22 protein-coding genes and 1 other RNA gene are annotated in these 24,310 nt (G+C 64.4%); 4 read left to right on the plus strand and 19 right to left on the minus strand.

Annotated features, from left to right (window positions below; all coding sequences use genetic code 11):
* Positions 1-104 precede the first annotated feature (104 nt).
* From Q0718_RS12525 to Q0718_RS12540, 4 genes are read left to right on the plus strand one after another with little or no spacing between them, the layout of a single operon-like run.
* The gene (locus Q0718_RS12525; RefSeq protein WP_298918511.1) at positions 105-443 is read left to right on the plus strand and encodes a hypothetical protein; all 339 of its coding nucleotides are present in this window, start codon (positions 105-107) and stop codon (positions 441-443) included.
* The gene (locus tag Q0718_RS12530; protein ID WP_298918514.1) at positions 440-709 is read left to right on the plus strand and encodes a hypothetical protein; all 270 of its coding nucleotides are present in this window, start codon (positions 440-442) and stop codon (positions 707-709) included. The genes Q0718_RS12525 and Q0718_RS12530 overlap by 4 nt, the downstream gene beginning before the upstream one ends.
* A gap of 44 nt (positions 710-753) precedes the next feature.
* Positions 754-1,551, plus strand: a complete 798-nt coding sequence (locus tag Q0718_RS12535) for a MipA/OmpV family protein (RefSeq protein WP_298918517.1) — start codon at positions 754-756, stop codon at positions 1,549-1,551.
* A complete protein-coding gene (locus Q0718_RS12540) occupies positions 1,548-2,003 on the plus strand; it encodes a hypothetical protein (RefSeq protein WP_298918520.1) in 456 nt (151 codons plus the stop codon). Before Q0718_RS12535 ends, Q0718_RS12540 begins: the two co-directional genes overlap by 4 nt.
* A gap of 4 nt (positions 2,004-2,007) precedes the next feature.
* Here the strand turns inward: Q0718_RS12540 and ftsA are convergent, their stop codons facing one another.
* The 19 genes from ftsA to lon all read right to left on the minus strand — a co-directional run bounded on the left by ftsA (position 2,008) and on the right by lon (position 23,924).
* A complete protein-coding gene (gene ftsA / locus Q0718_RS12545; RefSeq protein WP_298918523.1) occupies positions 2,008-3,267 on the minus strand; it encodes a cell division protein FtsA in 1,260 nt (419 codons plus the stop codon).
* A complete protein-coding gene (locus tag Q0718_RS12550) occupies positions 3,264-4,142 on the minus strand; it encodes an FtsQ-type POTRA domain-containing protein (RefSeq protein WP_298918526.1) in 879 nt (292 codons plus the stop codon). The genes ftsA and Q0718_RS12550 overlap by 4 nt, the downstream gene beginning before the upstream one ends.
* Complete coding sequence (locus Q0718_RS12555; RefSeq protein ID WP_298918528.1) at positions 4,091-5,068, minus strand: D-alanine--D-alanine ligase; 978 nt, start codon at positions 5,066-5,068, stop codon at positions 4,091-4,093. The genes Q0718_RS12550 and Q0718_RS12555 overlap by 52 nt, the downstream gene beginning before the upstream one ends.
* Complete coding sequence (murB, locus tag Q0718_RS12560) at positions 5,065-5,961, minus strand: UDP-N-acetylmuramate dehydrogenase (RefSeq protein WP_298918530.1); 897 nt, start codon at positions 5,959-5,961, stop codon at positions 5,065-5,067. Before murB ends, Q0718_RS12555 begins: the two co-directional genes overlap by 4 nt.
* The gene (murC, locus tag Q0718_RS12565) at positions 5,961-7,331 is read right to left on the minus strand and encodes a UDP-N-acetylmuramate--L-alanine ligase (protein ID WP_366523887.1); all 1,371 of its coding nucleotides are present in this window, start codon (positions 7,329-7,331) and stop codon (positions 5,961-5,963) included. The genes murB and murC overlap by 1 nt, the downstream gene beginning before the upstream one ends.
* Before the next feature lie 49 nt (positions 7,332-7,380).
* Entirely contained in the window at positions 7,381-8,469 is a 1,089-nt protein-coding gene (murG, locus tag Q0718_RS12570) for an undecaprenyldiphospho-muramoylpentapeptide beta-N-acetylglucosaminyltransferase (RefSeq protein ID WP_298918536.1), read from the minus strand.
* 4 nt (positions 8,470-8,473) lie between these two features.
* Positions 8,474-9,619: a putative peptidoglycan glycosyltransferase FtsW gene (locus Q0718_RS12575; protein ID WP_298918539.1), complete on the minus strand. Its 1,146-nt coding sequence runs from the start codon at positions 9,617-9,619 to the stop codon at positions 8,474-8,476.
* Complete coding sequence (murD, locus tag Q0718_RS12580) at positions 9,616-11,058, minus strand: UDP-N-acetylmuramoyl-L-alanine--D-glutamate ligase (RefSeq protein WP_298918542.1); 1,443 nt, start codon at positions 11,056-11,058, stop codon at positions 9,616-9,618. The genes Q0718_RS12575 and murD overlap by 4 nt, the downstream gene beginning before the upstream one ends.
* Positions 11,055-12,149: a phospho-N-acetylmuramoyl-pentapeptide-transferase gene (mraY, locus tag Q0718_RS12585; RefSeq protein ID WP_298918545.1), complete on the minus strand. Its 1,095-nt coding sequence runs from the start codon at positions 12,147-12,149 to the stop codon at positions 11,055-11,057. The genes murD and mraY overlap by 4 nt, the downstream gene beginning before the upstream one ends.
* Positions 12,149-13,507 (minus strand): UDP-N-acetylmuramoyl-tripeptide--D-alanyl-D-alanine ligase, encoded by a 1,359-nt coding sequence (murF, locus tag Q0718_RS12590; protein ID WP_298918548.1) that lies wholly within the window; start codon positions 13,505-13,507, stop codon positions 12,149-12,151. Before murF ends, mraY begins: the two co-directional genes overlap by 1 nt.
* Positions 13,504-14,925, minus strand: a complete 1,422-nt coding sequence (locus tag Q0718_RS12595) for a UDP-N-acetylmuramoyl-L-alanyl-D-glutamate--2,6-diaminopimelate ligase (protein ID WP_298918551.1) — start codon at positions 14,923-14,925, stop codon at positions 13,504-13,506. The genes murF and Q0718_RS12595 overlap by 4 nt, the downstream gene beginning before the upstream one ends.
* Entirely contained in the window at positions 14,922-16,586 is a 1,665-nt protein-coding gene (locus tag Q0718_RS12600; protein WP_298918553.1) for a penicillin-binding protein 2, read from the minus strand. Before Q0718_RS12600 ends, Q0718_RS12595 begins: the two co-directional genes overlap by 4 nt.
* On the minus strand, positions 16,583-16,942 hold the full coding sequence (locus Q0718_RS12605) for a hypothetical protein (protein ID WP_298918556.1): 360 nt from the start codon (positions 16,940-16,942) through the stop codon (positions 16,583-16,585). Before Q0718_RS12605 ends, Q0718_RS12600 begins: the two co-directional genes overlap by 4 nt.
* Positions 16,939-17,931, minus strand: a complete 993-nt coding sequence (rsmH, locus tag Q0718_RS12610; protein ID WP_298918559.1) for a 16S rRNA (cytosine(1402)-N(4))-methyltransferase RsmH — start codon at positions 17,929-17,931, stop codon at positions 16,939-16,941. Before rsmH ends, Q0718_RS12605 begins: the two co-directional genes overlap by 4 nt.
* Entirely contained in the window at positions 17,928-18,380 is a 453-nt protein-coding gene (locus tag Q0718_RS12615) for a division/cell wall cluster transcriptional repressor MraZ (RefSeq protein ID WP_298918562.1), read from the minus strand. Before Q0718_RS12615 ends, rsmH begins: the two co-directional genes overlap by 4 nt.
* 205 nt (positions 18,381-18,585) lie before the next feature.
* Positions 18,586-18,950: RNase P RNA component class A (rnpB, locus tag Q0718_RS12620), an RNA gene on the minus strand.
* A 39-nt stretch (positions 18,951-18,989) separates the two neighbouring features.
* A complete protein-coding gene (locus Q0718_RS12625; protein WP_298918565.1) occupies positions 18,990-20,108 on the minus strand; it encodes an epoxide hydrolase family protein in 1,119 nt (372 codons plus the stop codon).
* 88 nt (positions 20,109-20,196) lie between these two features.
* The gene (locus tag Q0718_RS12630; protein WP_366523888.1) at positions 20,197-21,477 is read right to left on the minus strand and encodes a CoA transferase; all 1,281 of its coding nucleotides are present in this window, start codon (positions 21,475-21,477) and stop codon (positions 20,197-20,199) included.
* Between the two features lie 44 nt (positions 21,478-21,521).
* Positions 21,522-23,924 carry an endopeptidase La gene (gene lon / locus Q0718_RS12635; RefSeq protein WP_298918570.1) on the minus strand — a complete coding sequence of 801 codons (2,403 nt, stop codon included), beginning with the start codon at positions 23,922-23,924 and terminating at the stop codon, positions 21,522-21,524.
* Positions 23,925-24,310: the final 386 nt, after the last annotated feature.

Genomic DNA, 24,310 nt, shown 5'->3' on the forward strand with positions numbered 1-24,310 from the left:
GGGTCATGCGCCCGACCCCAGCGCGCTGAGCGGTCGCGAACCCCATGCACGGCATCCGCCTGAACCAAGTTACGCTCGCGGCCACGGACATGGCCGCGAGCATCATGTTTTACGAAACACTCGGCTTGCGGCTCATCGTGGATGCTGCTCCGCGCTATGTGCGCTTCGAGTTTCCCGATCCGCCCGGCGGCGGGGAGCCGGCCACCCTGTCGTTGCACCATGTCTGTGAGGATTGGCGCGCGCCCGAGGACTGGCCGCTCGTCTATCTGGAAGTGGACGACGTCGCGGCTTGCCTTGCGGACACGGGGCTGACCCCGTTGGCCCCGCCCGAACTGAAATCCTACGCCTGGGAAGAAGCGGATGTGCTCGACCCGGCCGGAAACCGCCTTCGGTTGTACAAGGCCGGCATGGCCAGGCGGTTCCCCGACTGGCGGATCGATTGAAAGACTTCCTCGAAGCCTGGGAGGCCCTTCCCGAAGGCAATTTCTTCGGTCATTACAAAGGCACGCGCTACGGCATCACCCGCACAGAACGCGACAGTGGGCGCCAAGCCTGGCTCTGGGCCGAGGAGCTGGGCGGCCCGCATCGGGTCAGCGCCAATCTTTACCGTCTGGCGTCCGGGACCCTGCTCAAGCCCTGCGAAATGCCGGAAGCGGTCGTGATCGATTTTGTGCTGAACGTTCGGCCAATCGCCCACGAACCGCGATGACGATATCGCGTGTCGGGATGGGCGTGCTATGCTAGATTTCACCCATGCGGTACATGCTGGCAATCCTCATAGGGCTCTGCGCCTTTGACGCGTCTGCACAGGACGAGACGGACCGGACCATACGCCTGGGCGGCGCTCTCGCCTACATTCCCGAATATGCAGGATCGGGCGACTACGATCTGCGCATCCTGCCCTTCATCGCCTTCGACGATATTGCCGGGTTCGAACTGAACGGTCTGGCCCTCACCTATCCATTGATCGATGCCGGCACGGGCCGGGGACCGGGCCAATGGTCGTTCACCGCCGGGCCACGGGCGGCCTTCGATTTCGGCCGCGACAGCGAGGATAGCCCGACCCTGACAGGGTTCGAGGATATCGGGGCGAGCCTGCTGACGGGCGGTTTCGCCCGGGCGACCTACGGCCCGCTTGGATTTCGCATCGATGCGGGACAGGACGTGATCGGCGGTCATGAGGGATTCATTGCCGACGTCTCGGTCGGCACTTTCATCCCGGAAGGGGTCATTGCCGACAAATTCGCTCTTGCACCGGCCCTGACGCTGAGCTGGGCCGACGGAAACCATAACCAAGCCGTCTATGGCGTCACGCCGCAGCAAGCGGCCGCATCAGGTTTGCCCGTCTACGATCTAAGCGGCGGCTTTCATCGCGCCTCCGCCAATCTCGTCGGCTTCTACCAGATCGACGAACGCTGGCAGATCACCACGATCCTGTCCTACCGTGAATATCTGGGCGATTATCGCGACAGCCCGATCCTGCGCGCCCCGGACGGTGTGACCTCGGATGTTTTCACCCTGATCGGAATTTCCAGGACGTTCACACTGTGAAGTTCGTTCTGACGATGTCCGCCGCGCTGTTTCTTTCAGGTTGCGCAACATCCAACATAGCCGACCCGGAACAGCAAAGCGCTCGTTGCGACGATATCTGGACGATCAATTCTGTAACGGCCCTGCCTGACCGGACTTCGGAAGCTAAACGCTATTACGAAGCGGCCTGGCTTCCCGCGCGCAGGGTCGCGAAAGAGAAAGGCGTCATCAAGGACTTCCATCTCCTCTCGACTCAGAAACCCGACCAACCGGGCTTTCAGCTCGTCACGGTCTATGAGGACGCCGATCAGTTCGCTGCCAGCGAAGAGGCTTTCCAATCGATCTTCAGGGCGATGGAACTACCCAGGCCGCTGCTCATAGATGGGTTGGAACGCGCGCAGATCATCGCCGACACATCCGGCGCGGATGACTACCGTTTCGTCGTCTCGCCGGCGGGTCCCTGCAGACCCTGACGGATCAGAAGTTTTCCCTCAGCCATTGCACGGAACGCGAAAGCGCATTCCCGGAATAGCGGGATTTCTGGTAGCGGCGGCCCGACAGGTCCGGGGGGCCGGAGACGGCTTCGCCGGTCGCTTCGAACGCATGGCGGAGCAAGCCCGTCACGACCGCGAAATCAGGTCCGCTCAGCGCGTCCGACAGTCCGAAGACGCCGTGCGGCGATCCCATGCGCACACGCTTGTTGAAGACCAGCTCCGTCAGTTCCGGCAGTCCGGATAGCTGTGCCGCACCGCCTGTCAGCACGATCTGCCGTCCCGAATAGCTGTCCAGCCCGGCATCGTAGAGCCGGTCTTTGACCAGCTCCAGCGTCTCTTCCGTGCGCGCGCGGATGATGGCCGTCAGGCGGGAGCGTGGCTCATGCTGCAGCTCTCCCATGGCGGCCACGGGCGGGCACGGGATCTGCTCGAAATCGTCGCGCGCGCCGTGCAGAGCGGAGCCGTAGAACAGCTTGATCCGCTCGGCCGCCTCGATCGGCGTGTTGAGGCCGTGAGCGATATCCGCGGTGACGTTGCGCCCGCCCACACCCACGGCATCGACGTGGACCAGCGTGTTGTCCCGGAACACGGCGACCGTCGTCAAGCCCGCGCCCATATCGATCAGCGTCACCCCGAGGTCGCGTTCGTCTTCTGTGAGAACGGATTGCGCAGCCGCATAGGGGCTGACCGTGACGCTGCGAAGCGACAGATGGCAGCGTTCGATACAATGGGCGAGGTTGCGCAGCGGGCCGATCCCGGCCGTCACGAAATGCATGTCCACGCCCAGCCTCTGGCCGAACATGCCGCGCGGATCACGAATGCCGGTTTCGCCGTCCACCTCCCAATCGCGCGGCAGGGCATGAAGGATAGCGTAATCCGGTTCGGCCAGTTCCGTCAGCGACGAACCGATCACGCGTTTCAGATCGCGGTCCGCGATGGCCCCCGAAGCGAATTCGGTCTGGACACGCAGGTGGCGCGAGGTCAAGGAGCGCAGGCCGACATTGACGATCACGCCGTGGACCGAAACCCCGGCTGCGCGCTCCGCCTTCTCAACCGCTTTGCGAATACCGATCTCGGCGGCATCCAGATCGACGACGGCGCCGGCTTTCACTCCGCCGCTGATCGCTGTGCCGCTCCCTAACAGGCGCACGCCAACGGACGGATCCTTGCGACCGATCAGGCAGGCGACCTTGCTCGACCCCAGATCGATGACGCAGACCGTATCCGGGCTTCCGGACCTCACGCGTCGATGCGTTGCGCAGGCGTCAAGGTTACACGGTCCGGCAGACGCAGATCGACGACGGCGAATTCCAGCCTGGCGCTCCGCTTTCTCACGGCCGCATACCGGCGCAGCGCCGGGCCGACGCCTTCCGCCGGAAGTCTGAGCACGACGCCGTCCGAGAGCCGGATGTCCCACCGGCCGGAGGGCAGCAGGGTCAACGTCTCGGTTTCTTCCCAGACGGCTGGATGGATTTTCAGAGTGTCGACCAGTTCACCTGAGGCGGCGACGGCATCCGCCCCGATGAAAAGGCGCAAGCCGGGCGGCAAATGATCCAGTCCGGCCGCATAGGGCGCGATGATCGATCCGTCGCGAGCCGCCAGATGAAGCTGTCCGTCCTGCTGGTACAGCGCGTAAGGGGTGGTCTCGACCAGCTGCACGACGATCCGGTTCGGCCAGAGGCGACGGACCACGGCCCGGTCCACCCAGGGCAGGCTTTCCGTATTGCGCTGCGCGCGGTCCAGATCGGCGCCGAAAAAATAGTCGCCCTCATAGATGCCGACCGCCGCGCGCACGTCTGATTCATTCAGGCGTCCCTCGCCCGTCACGTCGATGCGCTGCACGGTGAAGCCCATGGCCATAAGGCGGTCGCGCTTATAGTCGCCGACCGTGTCGCGAACCGTCGCGAGATGTCCGCCGAGCCACAATGCGAGAAAAGCCAACGCCAGAAAGGTCAGCAGGATCGAGCCCGTGGCCCGCACCATGGACGCCCTCGACCGGGTCGCCGACCGCAGACCCGCATGCATCCGGGACTGAACCAGCCGGGACGCGCCGCGCAAACCCGGCTTCAGCGGGCTGACGCGCGCGGCTTTTGGCGGTCTTGCGCCCTTCTTGGCCATGATGCATCCTCTACCATCCAGCGACACAGCGCCCCGAAGCCCATGCCGCGATGCAGACATTGCTCGGGGACCAGCGATGTCGGAGTCATTCCAGGCTGAGTATTAAGCTCAAGCATTACCAATCCATTTACCACATCCGTTTCAGATGGGTTTTCCGGCCAATCCACGTCGTTCAACCGGAAATCCGCTCGCGTGACGCCTTGGCAGCCGAGCGCGCGGTGCGCGGTTTCGGCATTGCGCAGCGCCAACTGCGTCACGGCCTCCGGCAGATCGACATCGACCACATGCCGCGACCCGCCATCGGCATATTTCGCGTCATAGTCGTACCATTCGCCGCGCGGCAGGATTTCGGTCACGCAGACCGACTTCCCGCCGATGACGGACACGGTGAGTTCCCGGCCGGGAATGAACGGTTCGATGACCGGGACTTCGCCGAGGCCCTCGTCACCCGCGATGGAGGCGAGCAGGTCCTCGGTTTCATGCGAAACGATATAGACGGAAGCCGAACTGCCGGATCCATTCGGCTTGACGACATAAGGCACGGGCAGGAGCCCGCCTTGCGCGATTTCGTGCCGGGGCGCGACGCGGCCTTGCGGCACGGTGATGCCGTGCAATGCGAATATGTCCTTGGCCCATTCCTTGTTCATGGCGAGCTTGGACGCCGCAACACCGGAATGGGTGTAAGGCAGCTGGAGCTGCTCGAGCACGCCCTGCACCTCGCCGTCCTCCCCCCAATCGCCGTGGAGCGCGTTGAAGACGACATTCGGCGATGCGGCTTTCAGATCGTCGGCTATGCGGTCGGGATGCGCGTCGATTTCGACTACCTTATACCCTTCACCGCGCAGTGCTTGCGCGCATTCCGCGCCGCTGACCAAGCTGACCTCGCGCTCGGCCGAGATGCCGCCTTTCAGGACGGCGACCTTCATGCGAGCCTTCCGATCCGGCGCACTTCCCAATCCAAGGTGATCCCCTGCGTTTCCAGCACCTTTCCCCGGACACTCTCGCCAAGCGTCTCCAGATCGGCCGCCGTGGCACCGTCCGCATTGATCATGAAGTTGCAATGCTGCTCGCTCATCTGGGCGCCGCCGACGCGGTGGCCGCGCATCCCGGCCGCGTCGATCACCTTCCAGGCCGAGTGACCCTCCGGATTCTTGAAAGTCGATCCGCCGGTCTTGGATCGGATAGGCTGGGACTGTTCACGGCGTTCGGTGATTTCGTCCATGCGCGCGCGGATGGCGTCGGGGTCGTCGGCCGTTCCTTCGAAAGTAGCGGAGACGAATATCAGATCGTCCGGTGCGGTGCTGTGCCGATAACCATAGCCGAAATCCTCGAGGCTCATCACACTCCGGCGACCTCGCCGGTCGATCGCCACGGCCTCGACCAGCACATCGCAAGTCTCCGTGCCGTAGCAGCCCGCATTCATACGCAACGCCCCGCCGATCGTGCCCGGCACGCCTGCGTAGAATTCCAGACCCGCGATACCGGCTTCGGCGGCCGCCTTGGCCACGCGCGCGTCCAGCGCCGCCGTTCCGGTCATCAGGCGCACGCCGTCCGGCTCGATCCGGCCGAATGCCGGCCCGAGCCGGATCACGACGCCTTCGATCCCACCGTCGCGGACCAGCGTGTTGGAGGCAACGCCTAGAACAGTGACAGGAATTTTCGGGTCGATCGTGGACAGGAACAGCGCCAGGTCGGCTTCGTCCTTCGGCATGAACAGGACATCCGCCGGACCGCCGACACGCAGCCATGTGTAGGGCGCCAGCGCGACATCGGCCTTCAGCGATCCGCGCACCTCCGGCATCCGGTCGATCAACGCCATTACGACCCCAGCGCTTCGGCCAGGCCACCCGCCCAATAGGTGATGTCTCCGGCGCCCAGGCAGATTACGAGGTCGCCGTCCGTCAGGTCGCCTCTCAGATCGTCGGCCAGCGTTTCTTTGGACGTCAGAGACACTTCCCGATGACCGTGGCTGCGAATGCTGTCCACGAGCGACGGCGCCGAAACGCCTTCGATCGGGTCTTCGCCCGCGGCGAACACATCGGCGATGCGGACCGTGTCGGCATCGTTGAAGCAGGTCGAGAAATCCTCGAACAGATCGCTGAGCCGGGAATAGCGGTGCGGCTGCATGACCGCATGAACGCGACCCTTGGAAACCTGCCGAGCGGCTTGCAGCACGGCCGCGATTTCGACCGGATGATGACCGTAATCGTCGATGATGGTCACGCCGTTCCAGTCGCCGACCGGCGTGAAGCGGCGCTTCACCCCGCCAAAGCCCATCAGCGCCTTGCGGACATCCGCCTCGCCCATGCCCAGTTCGCGCGCCACGGCGATGGCGGACAGGACGTTCTGCGTGTTGTGCTTTCCGGCCATGGGCAGGAACAGATCGCTCCACCGCGTTTCGCTGTCCGTATCGCGGAACAGCACATCGAAGCGCGTTCCGTCCGGCTCCAGCGACAGATCGACGGCGCACACCGCCGCCTGCGGGTTGAAGCCGTAGGTGATGATGCGCCGGTCGGAGACGCGGCTGACCAGCGCCTGGACTTCCGGATGATCGGTGCAGAGCACGGCGAAGCCGTAGAAGGGCAGGTTTTCGACGAAACTGTCGAAGGCAGCGCGCAGCGTGTCGAAGCCACCGTAATGCTCCATGTGCTCGGGATCGATGTTCGTGACCACAGCGACCGTGGGAAGGAGTTTCAAGAAAGAGCCGTCGCTTTCGTCGGCTTCGACCACCATCCACTTGCCCATGCCGAGCTTGGCGTTTGACCCGTAGGCGTTGATGATCCCGCCATTGATGACGGTCGGGTCCAGATCGCCGCCTTCCAGCAGCGCAGCGATCATGGTGGTCGTCGTCGTCTTTCCGTGCGTTCCGCCGACCGCCACTGTCCATTTCAGGCGCATCAGTTCGGCTAGCATTTCGGCGCGGCGCACCACCGGAATGGACCGGGCGCGCGCTTCGACGAGTTCGGGATTGTCCGGCTTGATCGCCGAGCTCATGACGATGGCGCCTGCGCCGACGACCTGTTCGGCCTTCTGGCCGATGAAGATGGTAGCACCGAGGGATTTTAGCCGTTCCGTGATCGGCGATTCGCGCATGTCGGAACCCTGGACCGCATAGCCGAGATTGAGCATCACTTCGGCGATGCCGCTCATGCCGATGCCGCCGATGCCGACGAAATGGATCGGCCCCATGTCGAAAGGCACCTTGGTGGCGAGATTGCGGGGTTGGATATCGGTCACGTTACTTTCCGGCGGCAGAGACGACGAGCGCGGCCAGATCGCGCGCGGCGTCCGGTCTGGCGAGCTTAGAAGCGTTTCGGCCCGCGCGGTCAAGCCAGTCCGTGTCATTGAGCGTCTCCGTCAGAAGCGAGGTGAGTCGCTCTGCGGTGAAGGCGGATTCGGGCAGGATCTTGGCCGCACCGAGGCGTTCCAGGGTCCGCGCATTGGCCGTCTGGTGATCGTCCATCGCAATGGCCAGCGGCACTAGGATGGAGGGCTTTCCCATCAGCGCGATCTCGGACACGGAGGATGCTCCCGCACGGGCGATGACAAGATCCGCGTTCGACAGATGCTGCTCGATATCCGTGAAAAACGTGTCGAGATTGGCCGATATGCCGGCATCCTCGTAGCGTTTTCGCGCCGCGTCGATATGGGTCTGCGTCGCCTGCTGCGTCACGGATATGCGGTCGCGAAGTGAGTCCGGCAGACCGGCAATCGCTTTGGGGATGACATCGGAAAGAATGTTGGCACCCAGCGACCCTCCGACAGCCAGGAGCCTCAATCTGCTCTCGTCTTCCTGAGAAGACCCTTTGATGTCGGGGCGCGCCGCGTCGAGTAGCACATCGCGTAATGGATTGCCCACAGCGACATGGTTCGCCCGCACCGGCAGCTTTGCCAAATCCTCGAAGCCGCTCGCCACGATCGTGGCTTTGCGGGCGAAGACTCGGTTGACCCGGCCGAGCACGGCGTTCTGCTCGTGAATGACGCGCGCGATATTCAGGCTTTCGGCCGCCCGCAGGGCCGGGAAGCTTGGATAACCGCCAAAACCGACGACCACGTTCGGCGTCCAGTCGCGCATGAACGCCTTGGCCTGCCGCACGCCTTGCGCCAGCTGCAACGCACCGCGCACGGCTTTGATGGGACGGCGCGGCGAAATGGATGCGGCCTTCACCTCGATAATCGGGTCGGCCTTGATACGTCCGGTATGCTTGCGCCCGCGCGCATCCGTGATCATGGCGCACTGCCAACCCATCCGGGTCAGTTCCTCGGATAGGCTTTGCGCCGGGAACATATGTCCCCCGGTCCCTCCGGCCGCAAGCAGGGCGCGCATGGTCCTAGGTCCGGTAGGCGCCGGGACGGCGCCGCGTGAAGGCCAGGATCAGCCCGGCCGCGAAGCAGAGCGACAGCAGGGATGATCCCCCATAGGAGATGAACGGCAGCGTCATGCCCTTGCTCGGCGCCATGTTCAGATTGACGCACAGGTTGATGATGGCCTGCATCCCGATCAACGTGGCAAGCCCGGCCGTGGCCAGTTGGCAGAACTGGTCGTTCAGGCGCAGCGCGTTGGAAAAGGCGCGGATGACGAAAGCAGCGATCAGAGCGATAAGCATCGCGCTGATGAGAAAGCCGAACTCTTCGACCGATACGGCGAAAATGAAATCCGTATGTCCGTCCGGTAGATCGTATTTCACCGCGCCCTCCCCCGGCCCGCGACCGAAGAAGCCGCCGCCAGAAATCGCTTCCAGCGCCTTGTCGGTCTGGAACGAATCCGATCGGTCGGGCGACAGGAATGCAGAAACGCGCGCCCTGACGTGTGGCAGGGCCAGGTAGGCGCCGAACGCCCCCATCATCGTCACGCCCAGCATGACGAGCAGCCAACCGATCGACATGCCGGCGAAGAAGAAGACAGCGGCGAAACAAAGTGTCAGCAGAAAGGACTGCCCAAAATCCGGCTGGGTGATGAGCATCAAAATCATCGATGCGTACACGCCGAGCACGATCAGCACGGCCGGCACGTTCGGATCGCGCTTGGCGGCCGCGAACATCCAGGCGGCGAAGACGATGAAGGCGGGCTTGGCGAACTCGGATGGCTGCAGCGAGAAGGCGCCGAGCCGGATCCAGCGCACCGCGCCTTTCACCTCGAACCCGACAAGCGGCAGGGCCGCCATGACGAGGATCGAACCGAACAGCGCCAGAATGCCGATGCGGCGGGCGCCTCGCGGCGTGAACAAGGAGACGACGACAGCGCCCGAGAAACCGGCCACGGCAAACAAGCCGTGTCTCAGCAGGAAGTGGAAAGGCGACCCGATGCCGAGCCGGTGCGACGCCGCCGGAGACGCCGCCATGGACAAGACCAGCCCGGCGCAAAGCAGGCAGAGCAGCAGCATCAATGTCAGCTGATCGATCGACCGCCACCATTCGGTCAGCAGAAACCGCTGCGAGCGAGAGGTCAGCGACCGCGGCATGATCGCAACACTCATGCCGCGGTCCCCCGCGATGCGGCTTCGGCCGACTTGGCGAACAGGTCTATCAACCTGTCGACCTCTTCGCGGAATGCGTCGCCACGGACTTCGAAATTGCGGAACTGATCGAAACTGGCGCAGGCTGGCGACAGAAGAACGACCGCGTCCTTCAAACCCGACGCCAGCGCATCGTGCGCCGCACACAACACCGCCATCTTCAATGTGCCCGAAACTTTGCAATCGACCGAAGCGCCGCGAAGCGTGCGCGAAAAGCCCGGCGCCGCTTCGCCGATCAAATAGGCTTTACGGATGTTGGACCTTAAATCCATCAGCGGTTCGATCCCGCCATCCTTCGCGACACCGCCCGCGATCCAGAATGCATTCTCGTAACTCGATAGCGCCTGCCATGCGGCTTCGGCATTGGTCCCTTTGCTGTCGTTGATAAAGCGCACCCGTCCGACGGATCCCAAATTCTCCATCCGGTGCGCCAGTCCCGGAAAGGACAGGATCGCTTCGCCGATGGGTCGCGGTTCGATGCCGAAGCTGGATACCGCCGCATAGGCGGCCGCCGCATTCTGGGCGTTGTGCATGCCTTCGAGCGCGAGGGCTTTGCCCAGGTCGCAGACGACCCGGCCATTGCGCGCCGTTCGGTCCACCAGCTGTCCGCCCAGGGCGCAGACGCCGTGACCCAAGGCCCGCCGCGCCGAAATCGGAACTATGCGCCGGCCGTTCCGGGCTTTCAGCTTCGACGTCAGCGCCTTGCCGAAATCGTCGTCCACGCCAACCACGACCGTGTCGTCGGATGTCTGGTTCAGGAAAATCCGTTCTTTCGCCGCACCATAGTCGCTCATCGTGCCATGCCGGTCGAGATGGTCCGGGCTGAGATTGAGAAACACCGCCGCGTTGGCGCGCAAGCTGAACGTGCGTTCGAGCTGGTAGGAAGACAGCTCCAGCACGTAGTGGGTTCCGGCATGCATCCGGTCCAGATCGAGCACGCCGCGACCGATATTGCCGCCGATCTGCGCGTCCTTGCCAAGTGATTTCAGGATATGGCCGATCAAGGCCGTCGTCGTGGATTTGCCGTTCGTGCCCGTGATGGCAATGACCCGCGGACGGTCGGCAACGGGACGCGCATTGATCTCGCGCGCCAGGATTTCGATGTCGCAGATGATTGGCACGCCCGCGACGCGCGCCGCCCGTGCGGTCGGATGCGGCTCTGGCAGGATGTGCGGCACGCCGGGCGACAGGACGAACTCGTCCACTTCGGACCAATCGATGGCAGACAGGTCGCGCAAGGCCACGCCATCCGCTTCGGCGGCGGCCCGTGCGCTCTCGTTGTCGTCCCACGCCCAGACCTCCGCGCCGCCCGCTTGCAGCGAGAGCGCAGCCGAAACACCGGTCCGGCCGAGGCCGAAGACGGCGACGCGCCGTCCGTCGAATGTGGTCGCCTTGATCACCGCAGCTTCAACGTGGCGAGCCCGATCAGGGCGAGAATGATGGCGATGATCCAGAAGCGGATGACGATGGTCGGTTCCTGCCACCCCTTCTGTTCGAAATGATGGTGGATCGGCGCCATGCGGAAGACCCGCTTGCCGGTCAGTTTGAAGCTGACGACCTGGACGATCACGGAGACGGCTTCGAGCACGAACAGCCCGCCGATGATGGCCAGCACGATCTCGTGCTTCGTCGCCACGGCGGTCGTGCCGAGCGCGCCGCCTAGCGCGAGGCTCCCCGTGTCGCCCATGAAGATCATGGCGGGCGGCGCGTTGTACCAGAGGAAGCCGAGCGACGCGCCGATGATGGCGCCCAGGAAGATCGTCACCTCGCCCGAACCCGGCACGAAAGGCACGCCGAGATAGCCGGAGAATACCGCATTACCGACCAGATAGGCGATGAAGGCGAAGGCGGAACAGGCGATCATCACCGGCACGATGGCCAACCCGTCCAGACCGTCCGTCAGGTTCACCGCATTGGCGCTGCCCACGATGACGAGGCAACCGAAGGGGATGAAGAAGAGGCCCAGATTGATCCAGAAATCCTTGAGCAGCGGAATGGCCAGCCCGGTATTGAAGCTGTCTTCCGCCGGGATCGCGCCCATCAGGATCCAGACCGCAAGGGCGGCGATGAGGAATTCCAGCAGCAACCGGATCTTGCCGGGAAAACCCTTGTGGCTCTGGCGGCTGACTTTCAGGAAGTCATCGTAGAAACCGATCAGCCCGAAACCGACCGTGACCATGAACACGGTCCAGAGGAATGGGCTCGATAGATCGCCCCAAAGCAGCGTCGAGATGACGACCGAAAGCAGGATCAGCAGCCCACCCATGGTCGGCGTTCCCGCTTTCTCGATGATATGGCTCTGCGGCCCGTCTTCGCGGATCGGCTGGCCCTTGCCTTGTTTTTGGCGCAGCCAGTCGATCATGCGCGGCCCCAGCACGAAAGCCACAAGCAGCGCCGTCATCACCGCTCCGCCGACACGGAAGGTGATGTAGTTGAGCAAGTTGAAGATCTGGTAGTCTTCGCTCAGCGGTTCGAGCCATTCATAGAGCATCAGTCCGGCCCTCCCCGTTTGAGCCGGCCGGCCAAACGGCCAAGCCCCGTCGCATTCGATCCCTTGATCAGCAGCACGTCGCCGTCGCGGAGTTCGTCGCGCAGCGCGTCGTCGATCAGCTCGATCGTATCCGCTTGCAATGCGCGCAGATCGCGCGGCAGCGCACCGCGCAAGGAGCGCATGCATTCGCCGATGGTCAGCACGCGCGCAAACCCGGCCTTCTGCAAAGGGTCCGCTAGTACGGCATGCAATTCGAGTTCGTCAGCGCCCAGTTCATGCATGTCGCCCAGCACGGCGATCTTGCGGCCCGGCTGCAACGCGGCAGCCGCGATGGCGGCGCGCATGGAGGTCGGATTGGCGTTGTAGCTCTCGTCGATCAGCGTGACGGATTTGCCGTCGATTATGACCGTATGGATATCGCCGCGACCGTGGCTCGCCTTGACGCCCGACAGTGCGTCGGCGGCACGTTGTACATCCAGACCCAGAGCATGGGCGATGGCAATACAGGCGGCGGCGTTATGGTCCCAATGTTCACCGGCCACGTTCAGTTCAACGCTCACGGAATCGCCTGCGACGTCGAGGCGGACCGTGCCGCCATCGGCCCCGTGATCGGACGATAGAATACGGATATCGGCGTCGTCGGAGCGGCCGAACGTCACGATGCCCAAGTTTTCGGCCAGCCTGCGAATGCGCGGCGTGTATTCATTGTCGGCGTTCAGGATCAGCAAGCCGTCTTCGACCAGGCCGTGGCGAATTTCAGCCTTGGCGTCGGCGATGTCCGCGACGCTGTCGAAATTCGCCCTGTGCGCGCCCGCAACCGTCGTGATCAGCGCAATGTGCGGGGCGACCTGCTCGGATAGATCGGTCAGTTCTCCGGCATGGTTCATGCCGGTTTCGAACACGGCGAAGTCCGCCTCCGGCGACAGCGTCGCCAGCGTGATCGGCACGCCGAGATGATTATTGAACGAGCGGGCAGATATGTGTGTCGGACCGAAAGCGGACAGCATGATGCCCAAGGCGTCCTTGACGCTGGTCTTACCGACGGACCCCGTCACGGCGATCCGGCGGGCCTGACTGCGTTGCCGACCGGCCAGGCCGAGAGCCCGCAAGGCGACCATCGTATCGTCTACGATCACGGACGGTGCGAACCCATTCCGGTCGGCCAGCGTTCCGGCGGCGCCTGCCATCAGGGCTGCATCGATGAAATCGTGCCCGTCGCGCGCATCGATCAGCGGCACGAACAAATCGCCCGGCCGGGTTGTGCGTGAGTCGATGGACAGGCCCGTCGCCTCGAACGTTCCATTTTCATGTCCGTCGGTCGCAGCCGCGATGTCCGCCGATGTCCAGAGCGAACTCACGACAGCAGCTCCTGCACGACGGTGACGTCGTTGAAGGGAATGATCGTGTCGCCGACGATCTGGCCTTGTTCATGGCCCTTGCCCGCCACGACGAGGCAATCACCCGGTTTCAGCCGCGCGATCCCTTCAGCGATGGCGGCACGCCGGTCGCCGATCTCGGTCGCATCCGGGCAGCCGCTCAGAACCGCCGCTCGGATTGCGGCAGGGTCTTCGCTGCGCGGATTGTCGTCGGTGACGATGACGTCGTCGGCATGGCGGCAAGCGGCCGCGCCCATTTTGGGGCGTTTGTCCGTATCGCGGTCGCCGCCGCAGCCGAACACGACGTGCAGGCGGCCTTCCACATGCGGACGGACGGACCGCAACAGCTTCGACAGGCCGTCTTCCGTATGGGCGAAATCGACGAAGACGGGCGCGCCGTTCCCCGTCGTACCCGCAATTTCGAGCCGTCCCGCAACGCCGGACAGGGTCGACAGCGCGGACAGGGCGTCGTCTTTCGTGACGCCCGTCGCCATGGCCAGACCCAGTGCAGTCACAGCGTTCAGAGCCTGGAATTCGGCGGCAAGCGGCAGCTCGACTTCCGCGCGGTCGCCGTCGATCACCAACGTCAGGAGCTGCGAGGCGGCGCGCGGCATGATTTCGGCGATCCGAACGTCGCGGCCGGCCCAGCCGACCGAACGCACGTCGAACCCTTTGGCGTCGCACATGTCTTGGATTGTCCGTCCCGCCTCGTCGTCCACCATGACCACGACTGGCCGGCCATCGGGCAGAAGTTCGGTGAAAAGGCGGGCCTTGGCATCGAAGTAGGCTTCCGGCGTGCCGTGATAATCGTAATGATCCTGCGTCAGGTTTGTGAAGCCTGCGGCGCTGAGCGTCACTGCGTCCATGCGGCGCTGATCGAGACCGTGCGACGAGGCTTCCATGGCGGCATGGGTGATGCCGCGCGCCTCAAGATCGGACAGGGTTCGGTGCAAAGCCAGCGCATCCGGCGTCGTATGGCTCATCGGCTCCAGATCATCTGCGAGGCGAACGCCCAGCGTGCCGAAACAGGCCGAAGCACGCCCAGCCGATTGCCAGATCTGGCGCAGGAATTCGACAGTGGAGCTTTTGCCGTTTGTGCCGGTTACGGCCACGATCGTTTCGGGCTGGTCCGGATAGAGCCGCTTGGACAGGCGCGCATAATCGAGACGCGGATCCCGAGAAGCGAGCAGCGGCAGGGTCTGCGTCTGCGCTCCCGACGTGCTCAGGACGGCGATCGCGCCGTTATTGATCGCTTGCGGAATGAAGTCGCGCCCATCCAGGAATGTGCCTGGCAGCGCGGCGAAAACATAGCCGGGTTCGATCTGCCGTGAGTCGCAACTCAGTCCTTGGATGACCGTATCGCCGGACAGGCCGATATCGCCGAGCGTCAGCCGTTTCATCGCAGCGCCTCCGTATTCAGCCGTGCCGTCTTGCGGATGTCCCGCGCGCCCGGCAGCATCGGTCCGATCCGTTCGATGATCGCACCCGTCGTCGGTGCGGCGTTCCACCCCGCGGTCGCAAACCCATGCGTTTCCGGCAGGCCTTTGGGTTCGTCGAGAGTCACGATCAGCGCATAGCGCGGATCGGAATGTGGGAAGGCCGAGATGAAGGATGTGACGAGACGGTTGCGATCGTAACCGCCGCGATAAGGCTTCTCCGCCGTGCCGGTCTTGCCCATGACTCCGAAACCCGGGACGTCGGCCTTCTTGCCAGTCCCTTCCACGACAGTCAGCCGCATCATGTCGGCCAGATCCTGCGAAACCCGACTGGAGAAGACGCGGCGCGTTTCCGGCGGGCGCGTGGCATCGCGTTTCAGAACTGTCGGTGCGATATAGACGCCGTCATTGAGCAAGGCGGCGGTCGCCGCCGTCAGAGCCAACGGTGTGACGGCCAGACCGTGGCCGTAGGAGACGGTCACGGTCGCCATCTCGCCCCAATGGCTTTGAATCTGCGGGCGGGCGCTTTCGGCCAATTCGTAAGGCACGCGGTCCATCAAGCCGAGCCCGCGCAGATAACGCTGCATCCGCTCCTTGCCGATCCGCTGGGCCAGCATGGCTGTGCCGCGATTGGAGGATTCAGCCAAGACGTAATCGAGCGATAGCGGTTCCTTGGCCGGATGGTCGTCGCGAATGAACTTGTTCAATACCTTGTAAGGCTTGTGCACGTCGAACATCTCCTCCCGCTCGGCCAACTTGTCTTCCAGCGCCATGGCGACGGTCAGCGGCTTGAAGACGGAACCAAGATCGTAGGTCGACATTGCGGCGTGATTGAAGCGGGCTTCAGGCGAAGCCGCGCCGTAATCGTTCGTGTTGAAATCCGGTACGGACACCATGGCGACGATCTCGCCGGACTGGATGTCCATCAGCACGGACGCCGCCGAGAGCGCGGAATAGTGTTCGACGCTTTTCTTGAGTTCTTCTGCGATCGCGAACTGAACGCGGCCATCGATGGATAGCGTCAATGCCGGGGCCGTGTCCCCGACCAGGCGGTCCTCGAAAGCGCGTTCCACTCCGGCCGCACCGGCCAGATCGATATCTGTCCAACCGACCAGATGGGCGGCGAGCGGCGCGTTGGGATAAGCACGCCGGGGTTCGCGACGAAATCCCAGTCCCGGATGGCCGAGCTCGAACACGGCTTGGCGTTCCTTCGGCGATAGACCCCGGTCGATCCAGACGAATGCCCGTTCGGAGGCGAGCTGTTCGACTATGCGGGATCTGTCTAGACCGGGACGGATGTGCGCCAGCGCATCCGCCGTTTCCTGTGGGTTCCAGATGCGCGCAGGCTCCGCATAGAGCGAATAGCTCGACAAGGTGGTGGCGAGCAGCAGGCCGTTCCGGTCGGTGATGTCGGCCCGGTCGAGCGTGATCTGCGCCGGCGCGGCACGGCGATGCGCGTCCGGCGACAGCAAGGCGACTTCGGCCAGGCGCAGCAGGACGAGCGCCATCATGCCGAGAAACAGGATCAGGCTGATGCGGATGCGGATCCGGCCTTCCGATACGGCGGCGTGATTCACATCGGCAAGCGCGACCGAGCGCGTGCTGGCGAAAGGAGACAGGCTCATGGCGTCTCCTCCGCTGGCAGCTCATCGACCGCAGCGTCGGACAAGGCCAGCAGTCCAGCCAACGTGATCGTGTTTTCCGTGGTGACGGGAACGAGATCGAGGCGGGCCTCCGAGAGACGACGCAGGCGTTCCGGATTGGCGAGCACCGCTTTTTCGGCCGTCAGCACGCCGATGGCGGCCTCATGCTGCGCAATGCGTTTCTCCAGGCTCGCGACTTCGGCGCGCGCGTCCTGGGCACGTGTCTTGACGAAGAAGAGCACCATGGTCAGCGACAGGCCGAGCATGATCAGCAGGAACAGGCCGAGTCGACGGGATGTCCGCTCGACCGGCGTGTAGACATAAGGCGCCGCGCTCACGCCAGACGCTCCAGCGTCGGCAGTTCCGTCCGCGGCGGATGCCAGCTCTCAGCCTCGCAATCGTGAGCGGACGCGTCCGTCCGCACCGCCATGCGCAGCTTGGCCGAGCGTGCGCGTGGATTGACAGCCTCCTCGGATCTGGACGGCTTGACGACGGAACGCCGCGGCAGGATAAAACTCGGCGCTGGGCCTTCGCGAGTGACGGCCGGGGCGTAGCGCGAGCCGCCTTCCACATCTCCGGCCCGGTCGCGCAGAAACTGCTTCGCGATCCGGTCTTCGAGCGAATGGAAGGTCACGATCACCAGCCGCCCGCCGGGTTCGAGCAGGGCTTCCGCCGCGCAAAGGCCGCGATAAAGTTCGCCTAGCTCGTCATTGATGAAGATGCGCAAGGCTTGAAACACACGGGTCGCGGGATGGATCTTGCCGGTGCGGCCGATGGCGGTTTCGATAATGTCGGCCAGTTGTCCCGTCGTCGCGATATCACCGTCCATGCGGGCTTCGACGATGCGCCTTGCCGCGCGGCGGGCGTGGCGTTCCTCGCCATAGACCTTGAAGAGCGTTGACAACGCCGCCTCGTCCAGTTGCATCACCGCGTCGCGCGCCGTCGGTCCGGACCGGCTCATGCGCATGTCGAGCGGACCGTCCTTCTGGAAGGAAAAGCCGCGCTCGGCCCGGTCGATCTGCATGGAGGAGACGCCGATATCGAACACGACGACATCTACAGGTGGAATATCGTGACGGTCCATATCCGAGAACGGCGTTTCGATCAGGCGGAAGCGACCTGGATAGGCTTTGGCCAGTTCGCTCGCGCGCGGTTGCACGGTCGGATCGCGGTCCAGACCGACCACATCGCATTTTGCGGCCCGAAGGAAGGCTTCGCTGTAGCCGCCATGACCGAAAGTGGCGTCCACGACCGTATCGCCGTCCGCGACCGCGGCGGCATCCAGCACGGCGTCCAGCATGACCGGAATATGCGGCCGTGCGCTCATGGCCTCACGACGCCCATCACTAGCGGGGCGCCCTTGACCCGTTCACGCATTGCCGCCTTGCGGATTTCGTGCGCATCGGGCTCCCAGACCTGGAAGCGATTGCCCAAACCGACGAATGTCGCGGCTGTCGTCAGCCCGGCATGGTCGCGCAGCGTTTCGGGCAGCACGACGCGGCCCGTTTTGTCATAGCCGAGACGGCGTGCCTCGCCGAGCAGCATGACCTGTTGCGCTTCCGCCTCTTCCGGCGAGAGCGAACCATCCATCACGCGGTCGAAGATTTCGCGCTGGATCGAATCCATCAGCGCCTTTCCCCCACCTTCGAGGAAACTTCCGCGTACGCTCGGCCAGATGAAAACGGCCGCATCGTCGCCGATGGCGTCGCGGAAACCGGACGGAACGGATGTCCGTCCCTTGGCATCGATCGCATGTGTCGAAGTCGACAAGAACATTGTGGCACCCTGCGCACGGCCCGCCGGTCAGGGATGGGGCGGGCCGTGGCTATCCATGGGATATCGTGGGAATTCATGGTCATCAATCCCGCGTTGAACTTTTGTTAGCTATAGTTCCGCGAACCTTAATAGACTGTGAGTCCTGTGGATAAGAGGATGTTTCGCTTTCGATTCAATGTTGTGGCTTGTGGACCGCGTCGGGAAAAGCGTCAGAGGGCCTGTAAGCCGGGTTCTGTCCGGCGGATTTCTCCGCCTGTGCGGCCATTCATCTGGGCGGGCCGTTACCGACCCGCTCATGCAACCGACCCGGACGACATCGGCGAAACCCGACATGCGCCGTCCCTATTTGGTCTTGCTCCGGATGGGGTTTACCGTGGCGGCCTTCCTTGCGGTCGGCCCGGTGCGCTCTTACCGCACCCTTTCAGCTTTTCCGGGGACGAACCCCGGTAGTCTTCTCTCTGTGGCACTGTCCCTTGGCTCACGCCAGCCGGGCGTTACCCGGCATCCTGCTTCGCTGGAGCCCGGACTTTCCTCGGCACCCGAAAGTGACGCGGCCGCCCGGCCCTCTGACGTCGCCCATGTAGGGACGCCAGCTCGCTGCGTCCATAGCTACAGCGCGCCGAAAAAGCGCTGAAGGTCGTCGGCCACGATGCCGGGCTGTTCCCATTCCATGAAATGGCCGCCCTGATCCGTCTCCGTCCAATGACCGATCGGCCCCTGGCGTTCCATCCATTCGCGCGGGGTCGGGAACATGTCGTGTCTCGGCATCAGATAGCCGACCGGCACGTCGGCGCGGCCCCAGCTGCCCGGCGAGCGCACGGCTTCGTAATACAGCCGCATGGAGGATCCGATGGTCTGGGTCGCCCAGTAGATCGTCAGGTTCGTCAGGAAGGCGTCCCGCCCGACCCGGCTCATCGGGTCGCCGTCATGGTCGACCCATTTGTGGAACTTCTCGACAATCCAGGACGCCAACCCGGCCGGCGAGTCGTTCAGCGCGACGGCGAGCGTCTGCGGCTTGGACGCGTGGAGCTGTGCATAGGCCATCTCGGTCTGCATCCAATTCTGTGCATTCGCGACGAATTCCGCCTCGGCCTCCGACAGGTCTGTCGGGATCTCGCCCTGCAGATAAGGGTTCGTGCCGCCCGTGTGGGAGCCGATGACGGCCTCCGGATGGGACAGGGCCATGGCCGACGCCACGCCCGCGCCCAGATCGGACGACCGCATGCCGTAGCGTTCATAGCCCAGAACGTCGTGCATCAGCGCATGCATCATCGGCGCCATCGCCGCCGGGCTCATGCCCGGTTCGGACGGGCGGTCGGAGAAGCCGAAGCCCGGCAACGACGCCGCGACGACGTGAAAGGCCGGCTCGCCTTCGGTCAATTGCGGGATCAGGTCCAGCATCTGCACGAAGGAGGACGGCCAGCCATGCAGCAGGAGCAACGGGATCGCATCGTCCCGCGACGATGTCGCGTGAACGAAATGCACGTCCAGCCCGTCGACCCGCGCCTTGAAATGGTCGAACCCGTTCAGCCGGTCCTGTTCAGCCTCCCAGTCATAGCCGTTCCGCCAGTAATCGATCAGGGTTTCGAGATAGTCTGTCTTAGTCCCGTAATCCCAACCGGCGCCCGCGACCGTGTCCGGAAAGCGTGTCTGCGAGAGCCGCGCGCGAAGATCGTCGATGATGTCGGATGCGATGTCGATGGTAAAAGCGTCGGCGTTGGATGTCATGACGATCTCTCCCGATTGGCCCTCAAAGCATAGCACATATGCAAGACGATTGCATGACCCGCCCTCGACCCGACTTGGAAACCGGCGTTCAGGACCAACGGGGCGGATCGGCATGGAGGCGCCGCGCAGGCCTGTCCCAATGCATCGCCTGGTCGGACGGCCAGCGCACGCGCCGCGCCGGACCCCAGTCGGTCGGCTCCACCGGCTCCGCCAGATCGGCCGCGCCCACCGGTGCCAAGTCAGCCCCGTCATTGTCCGCCGGAACCGAAGCCAGCAGCGCCGCAGTCCGCGCCAGCGACAGCCGCGCCGACATGGGCCGCCCCAACCGCACCGCCCGCATCACCGCCGCCGCCATCAGATAGCCCGTCGCGAAGTCCAGCGCCTGGACGGGCAGCGGCATGGGCGTGTCCGCGCCCGCCCATTCCATGCCGCGATGAGCGATTCCGCTGCTCATCTGCACGAGGCTGTCGAAGCCGCGCCGTCCGGCCCATGGTCCGGTCCAGCCATAGGCGTTGAGCGCCACGTCGATCAGCCGCGGATTGGCCGCCCGTCGAACGGACTCGCCCAGTCCCAGCGCGTCGAGCGCATCCTTGCGGTAGCCGTGAACGAAGACATCGGCCTCCGACAGCAAGTCCAGAAGCTGCCTGCGGCCATCCTCCGTCTTCAGATCCAGCGTGGCCAGCCGCTTGCCCGGCGTCACTTCGGTCTCCACGAGCGCCTCGCCCCAGCCAGGCGGATCGATGCGCAGCACATCCGCGCCGAACCCCGCCAGCGTGCGCGTGCAGACCGGCCCGGCCAGTACGCGCGTCAGGTCCAGAACTTTCAGTCCGCGCAAGGGCCGCTCGGCCGGACCGGGCCGCCACAGCGTGCCGCGCCCGTCATGACGCTGCCAGGCGATCAGGGGTTCGGATGCGACGGCGCGGCCTTGCGGATGCGCCCGCCAGTCTTCCAAGCTCATCAGCCGCGCCGCACAGCCGTCCTGCGCGACGACGGCCGCCTCGACCGCTTCGGCGGGCATTCCGGCGACGACCGCTTCGACCCGGGCGCGGTCGGCGTCGACATCCAGCGCGCGCAGGGCGGCGGCCTTGTGATGGGGCGCGTTGGTGTGCAGGCGGACGAAGCCGTCTGCGGCGCGGTAGATGCCCGCCAGCGCGTCCCAGACGGGCGGCAGCTCCCAGCCTTGGGGTTGGACCGTGAAGCCGAACCAGAGCGACGCCAGACGGCGGTCGATCACGACCGGCGCGCGCCGATCCGCCAGCGCGCCCGCTTCCGCGCAGGCCGCGCCGATGGAGGCGACGGCCAGGTCGCTGACGGCGAAGGCGGAGGGCCAGCTGCCCTGCCCTGTTTCCGCGTAGTCCGGACCGTCCATTCCCGCCGCGTCGAGCGCGGCCGAAATCCGGATCCGGATGTCCATCAGTGGGGTTGGGTGCCCATGTCCGGACCGGTCTCCAGCGACGGCGTGCCGCCCAGCAGGATACCGGACAGCTGCGCTGCGTCGGCCTCGGTCCAGTCGATGGCCACAGGCGCGGATGCCAACGCATGTTCCAATACCTCGTCCACCGAGCCGACCGGGATGATGCGCAATTCGTCCTTCACATTGTCCGGAATCTCGGCGAGGTCCTTCTCGTTCTCGTCGGGGATCAGCACGGTCGTCACGCCGCCGCGCAATGCGGCGAGCAGCTTCTCCTTCAATCCGCCGATCGGCAGGACGCGGCCGCGCAAGGTCACTTCGCCCGTCATCGCGACGTCGGAGCGCACCGGAATGCCGGTCAGCACGGACACCATGGCCGTGACCATGGCGATGCCCGCGCTCGGCCCGTCCTTGGGCGTCGCGCCCTCGGGCACATGGACATGGATGTCGCGCGAACGGAACTCGCGCGGAGAGATCCCCAACTCCGGCGCGCGCGCCTGGACGTAGGAGTTCGCCGCCGAGATCGATTCCTTCATCACCTCCTTGAGGTTGCCCGTCACCGTCATCTTGCCCCGGCCCGACATGGAGACCGCTTCGATGGTCAGCAGATCGCCGCCCACTTCGGTCCAGGCCAGACCGGTCACGACGCCGATCCTGTCTTCCGTCTCGGTGCGGCCGAAACGATGTTTCTTCACGCCGAGGAAATCGCCGATATTGTCCGCCGTGACGCCGATCGCTTCGGACTCGCCCTTGATGATGAAGGTCAGCGCCTTGCGCGCCAGCCGGGCGATTTCGCGCTTGAGCGAGCGCACGCCGGCTTCGCGCGTATAGTAGCGGATGATCGCGCGGACCGCATCGTCGGACACGTCGAATTCGTCCGCCTTCAGCCCGTTTTCCTTGAGCTGTTCGGGGATCAGGTGGCGACGCGCGATTTCGACCTTCTCGTCTTCCGTATAGCCCGGAATGCGGATGATCTCCATCCGGTCGAGCAAAGGCTGCGGCATGTTCAGGCTATTGGCCGTGGTGACGAACATGACGTCGGACAGGTCGTAATCCACGTCCAGATAATGATCGTTGAACGTATCGTTCTGTTCCGGATCCAGCACTTCGAGCAGAGCGGCGCTCGGGTCGCCGCGATGGTCGTGGCCCATCTTGTCGATCTCGTCGAACAGGAAGAAGGGGTTGACGTATTTCGCCTTCTTCATCGACTGGATCACCCGGCCTGGCATGGAGCCGATATAGGTCCGGCGATGGCCGCGAATCTCGGACTCGTCGCGCACGCCGCCCAGGCTGACCCGCACGAATTCGCGGCCCGTGGCTTTCGCGATGGACTTGCCGAGCGAGGTCTTGCCCACGCCGGGCGGGCCGACCAGGCACAGGATCGGGCCCTTCACCTTCTTCGTACGCGTCTGCACGGCGAGATGCTCGATGATGCGTTCCTTGACCTTGTCGAGGCCGTAATGATCCTGGTCGAGAATGGCCTGCGCCTTGTCGAGATCGCGCTGGACGCGCTTCTTCTTGCCCCACGGCACGGACAGCATCCAGTCGATATAGTTGCGCGACACGTTGGCTTCCGCGCTCATCGGGCTCATCTGCCCCAGCTTCTTCAGCTCCTTGGTCAGCTTCTCGCGCGCTTCCTTGGACAGCTTGGTCTTCTCGGCCTTTTCCAGCAGCTCGGCCATCTCGTCGACCTCGTCGTCGCCGAGCTCGGTCTTGATCGCCTTCATCTGCTCGTTGAGATAATATTCGCGCTGCGTCTTCTCCATCTGGCGCTTGACGCGGCTGCGGATCTTCTTCTCGACCTTCAGCACGGAGGTCTCGCCGCCGATGATCTCCATGATCCGGGCGAGCCGTGCGGCCGGGTCGGGCATTTCCAGCAAGGCCTGCTTGTCCGCCAGATCCGCGCCCAGATGCACGGCGACCGTGTCGGCCAGCTTGGATGCATCGGTCGTATCGACGACGGAGGCGACGACTTCCTCGGCGATGCGGTTGTTGACGGTGCCGAAATCGGCAAACGCCTCGCGCACGTCCTTGGCCAGCGCGCCGGATTTCGCCGTGTCGAACTCGGTCGGCAACGGCTCCAGCGCGCCTTCCAGATAGCCGTCGCGCGCCGTCAGCCCGGTCGCTTTCGCGCGCACCTGGCCTTCGACCAACACCCGCACCGTGCCGTCCGGCAGCTTGAGCAACTGCATGATCTTGGCCACGCAACCGAAATCGAACAGATCGTCCGCACCCGGCGAGTCCGTTTCCGGATCGCGCTGCGTCAGCAGGAAGATCTGCTTGTCTGCGGACATGACCGCTTCCAGCGCCCGGATGGACTTTTCGCGGCCGACGAACAGCGGCACGACCATGTGCGGAAACACGACGATGTCGCGCAAGGGAAGAACGGGAAGGGTCTGCGTCATATCAGGCGGCGGCTTTCAAAGGTTCGGACTCGATAGGCGACAAGGTGGGAGAGCCGCGAGCCAAGCGCAAGGCCAGGAGTCAGGAAAGCAAGGGGATAGGTACGACCGGGCATCGGGGCCACGGCGGGGTCGGTCTGTGCCGCCGGTTGGCGACACGAGGCGCGGGCTTTCGCTCCCGAAGGATTGAAAGCAAAGACACACCTATTTACGGGGGCGAAAGCCCGCGCGAGGAGTCCGGCCCGATGCCGCCGTCCGGCGTGGGGCCCACCCCTGAGATCCACGGCCTCCCCCCGACTGCCGAACCTGGCAAGGCGGGGATCTTAAGCGCGCGCGGAGCCCAGGGACCAGCCACACGTCGGGACGAGACATCGGAGGACGCGGACGGC

The sequence above is a fragment of the uncultured Algimonas sp. genome, assembly GCF_947498175.1.
Taxonomy (GTDB): Bacteria; Pseudomonadota; Alphaproteobacteria; order Caulobacterales; family Maricaulaceae; genus Litorimonas.